The organism is Kitasatospora sp. NPDC059088 (genome assembly GCF_042738155.1).
Lineage (GTDB): Bacteria > Actinomycetota > Actinomycetes > Streptomycetales > Streptomycetaceae > Kitasatospora.
In genome coordinates, this window is the sequence record NZ_JBHYGR010000192.1 from 1 (window position 1) to 3,507 (window position 3,507).

The 3,507-nt window shown below is 72.6% G+C and carries 3 protein-coding genes; all 3 read left to right on the forward strand.

What is annotated here, in order from left to right; translation table 11 throughout:
- The coding region (locus ACFWXO_RS42215; protein ID WP_380531755.1) for an NHLP bacteriocin export ABC transporter permease/ATPase subunit at positions 1–2,086 on the forward strand (2,086 nt) is incomplete at its 5' end.
- A 24-nt stretch (positions 2,087–2,110) separates the two neighbouring features.
- Entirely contained in the window at positions 2,111–2,473 is a 363-nt protein-coding gene (locus ACFWXO_RS42220) for a YciI family protein (RefSeq protein ID WP_375892839.1), read from the forward strand.
- Positions 2,474–2,719: 246 nt separating this feature from the next.
- Positions 2,720–3,439: a G1 family glutamic endopeptidase gene (locus ACFWXO_RS42225; protein WP_375892837.1), complete on the forward strand. Its 720-nt coding sequence runs from the start codon at positions 2,720–2,722 to the stop codon at positions 3,437–3,439.
- The last annotated feature ends 68 nt before the right edge of the window (positions 3,440–3,507 follow it).

A 3,507-nucleotide genomic window follows, 5' to 3' on the forward strand; every position in this document is an offset into this window, starting at 1 on the left:
CCAGCCCGCCGGGGGGCGTAGCGGCCAGCCCCCCGCGCCCGCCCCCACCGGGCCCGGGCCCCGGCTGGCGCCCGCCCACGTGGTATTCGGCGTCACCGCCCGGGGGGCCGGGACCGGCCACCACCACCGGCTCGACCGGCTCCAGGCGATCGCCCTGGCCTCGCACGTGCGCACCCGCTCCGTCCGGCTGGACGGCACCTGGTGGCGGGACGACCTCGGCGCGATGGTCGGCTACCGCAAGGCCGGAGCGCCCGTCGCCCTGCTGCCGCTCGGCACCGGCTACGTGCTCGCCGAGGGCGGCGCCGTCACCCCGCTGACCCCGAAGCTCGCCGCCGAACTGCAGAACAAGGCCACCGTGCTGTACCGGCCGCTGCCCTCCGCCGTCCGGTCCGTCTCCGCCCTGCTCCGCTTCGGCCTGCGCAACAACCGCCAGGACCTGTGGATGTTCACCGGGATGGCCGCCCTGGTCGCGCTGATCGGGCTGCTCGTCCCGATCATGACCGGCGAGGTGCTGGGCACCTTCGTCGCCCATGCCCAGCGCAACCTGATCAGCGAGGGCGCGCTGGTCGTGATCGGCTCCGCGATGGCCGTCGCCGCCCTCTCCATCGTGCAGAACATCGCCGTGCTGCGGATCGAGAGCCGCTCCACGGCCGCGATGCAGGTCGGCGTCTGGACCAGGCTGCTCTCGCTGCCCGCGCCGTTCTTCGCCAACTACTCCACCGGCGAACTCGGCACCACCGTGCTCGGCGTCAGCGCCGCCCAGGAGACCCTCTCCGGGATGATGACCACGGCGACCCTCGGGCTGCTGACCGGCCTCGCCAACCTCGTCCTGGTCTACTTCTACGACCTGCGCCTGGCCGGCCTGGCCACCCTGCTGGTGCTGGTCGGCGTGGGCGTCGGCCTGGCCGCCGGCCGGCTGGAGGTCCGCTGGCAGCGCCGGCTGTACTCCCACGAGCAGGCCACCTCCGCCCGGGTCTTCCAACTCCTGACCGCTGTACCCAAGTTGCGGGTCACCGCCGCCGAGGACCGGGTGTTCGGGGTGTGGGCCGCCGAACTCGGCAAGGGCCGCGGCCTGGCCGCCTCCTCCCGCCGGGTGCAGAACGCCGTCACCACCTTCAACGCGGGCTTCCCGCTGGTCTGTTCGGTGGTGGTCTTCGGCGTGATCGCCGGGCCGCTGGACGGCGACGTCCCGGTGCCGGTCTTCCTGTCCTTCTTCACCGCCTTCAACCTGCTGATCGCCTCCAGCCTCCAGTTCACCTCCGCGGCCGTCACCGCCATGGGCGTGGTGCCGATGCTGGAGCGGCTGCGGCCGATCCTGGAGGAGAAGCCCGAGGTCGACGACAGCAAGGCCGACCCGGGCGACCTCTCCGGGCGCCTCGGCCTCAGCCACGTGACCTTCCGCTACGGGGAGGACGGCCCGGCCGCCCTCCAGGACGTCACCCTCGCCATCGAGCCCGGCGAGTTCGTCGCCGTGGTCGGGCCGTCCGGCAGCGGCAAGTCCACCGTGCTGCGGCTGCTGCTCGGCTTCGAGCGCCCCGAGAGCGGCACCGTGCTCTACGACGGCCAGGACCTCGGCGAGCTGGAGGTCTCCGCGGTCCGGCGCCAGTGCGGGGTGGTCCTGCAGAACGGCGCCCTGCTCGCCGGGGACATCAAGGCCAACATCGTCGGCTCCACCAACCACACCCTGGACGACGCCTGGGCCGCCGCCGAGATGGCCGGCATCGACAAGGACATCGCCGCCATGCCGATGGGCATGAACACCGTCCTGTCCGAGGGCACCAGCACGCTCAGCGGCGGCCAGCGGCAGCGCCTGATGATCGCCCGGGCCCTCGTCTCCCGGCCCCGCATCGTCTTCTTCGACGAGGCCACCAGCGCCCTGGACAACCCGACCCAGCGGCTCGTCACCGAGTCCACCCGAAGACTCAACGCCACCCGGGTGGTGATCGCCCACCGACTGTCCACGGTCGCCGAGGCCGACCGGATCATCGTGATGGACCAGGGCCGGGTGGTGCAGCAGGGCCGGTACGAGGAGTTGTTGGCCGACCGGGACGGGCTGTTCGCCCGGCTGGCGAGCCGACAGATGTAGCAGTTGGACGGAGAAGAGAGAACGATGGAATACACCCTGCTCATTCACGGCGACGAGCGGGTCTGGAACGGACTGAGCGAGGCCGAGCAGGCCGAACTCGACGCCGCCCACGCGCGGTTCGGCCGCGCCCTGCACGACGCGGGGGTGACGGTGCGGTACGGCGGCGGCCTGCGCCGCAGTTGCAGCGCCCGCCTCGTCGTGCCCGGCGGCAACCCCGGCGGCCCGCAGACCCCGGTCTCGGACGGCCCCTACCGCGAGGGCCACGAGCACCTCGGCGGGCTCTGGGTGATCGACGTGGCCGACGAGGCCGAGGCGGTCGCCTGGGCCCGCTGGATGCCGGCCGCCCCCGGCGACCTGGTCGAGGTCCGCCCGGTCCGGGTGACCTGATCCCCTTCCGCCCCGGTCCGTACCGCGCCCCGTCGAGCAACTGCCGCCGGGGCGCGGCCCGTTGGGTCCGTGGACGGATCGTCAAGAAGTGCACCCGACAGTGCAATGGCTTGGCCAACCTTCCCCCTGATCCTCTTGCCCCGGTCATGACAGTCAGCTCAAGCTGTACTGCCACCCGCCAACGGCCGCCCCCACGGCCCTCGTTGGCGTGTGCGCTCCTGTTCGTCCCCTCACGAAGGAGCCACCATGCGCAGATTCCTGGTCCGCGTCGTCACCCTCGCGGCCGCCGCCACCTCGCTGGCCGCCCCCGCCGCCCCCAGCACCGCGGCAGCCGTCCAGGGGCTCGCCTTCCGCCCCCTCTCGTACAACACCAACGGCTACAACTGGGGCGGTTACGCCGCCCAGGGCAGCGGTTTCAGCTCGGTCGCGGCCTCCTGGACCGAGCCCGACGCGACCTGCAACTCCAGCAACGACCTCTACGCCCCGTGGGTCGGCATCGACGGGTACGGCTCCTCCAGCGTGGAGCAGACCGGCGTCGCGACCGACTGCTCCAGCGGCAGCCCGGTCGACCAGGCCTGGTACGAGATGTACCCGGCCGCCCCGGTCTACCTGAGCCTCAGCTCGTACCCGGTGTCGGCCGGCGACCACATCAGCGCCTCGGTGACCTACGCCGGCAGCAGCCGGTACACCCTCAAGCTGACCGACTCCTCCAAGGGCTGGACCTACACCACCACCAAGTCCACCAGCGCCCAGCGGACCAGCGCCGAGGTCATCATCGAGTCGCCGACCGGCGCCTACCCCGACTTCGGGACCCTGAACTTCACCTCGGCCACCGTCAACGGCAAGTCCCTCGGCTCCGCCGGCCCGGTCGCCCTCGACCCCAGCTCCAACGCCGGCTACGAGGCCACCACCGGCGGCCTCGGCTCCGGCGGCACCAGCTTCAGCGAGACCTTCCTCCAGGAGTAGCGCCCCCCGGTACCGGAGCGGGGGGGCGGGGGGGGGGGGGGAGCCCCCCCCCCGCCGGGAGAGAAAAG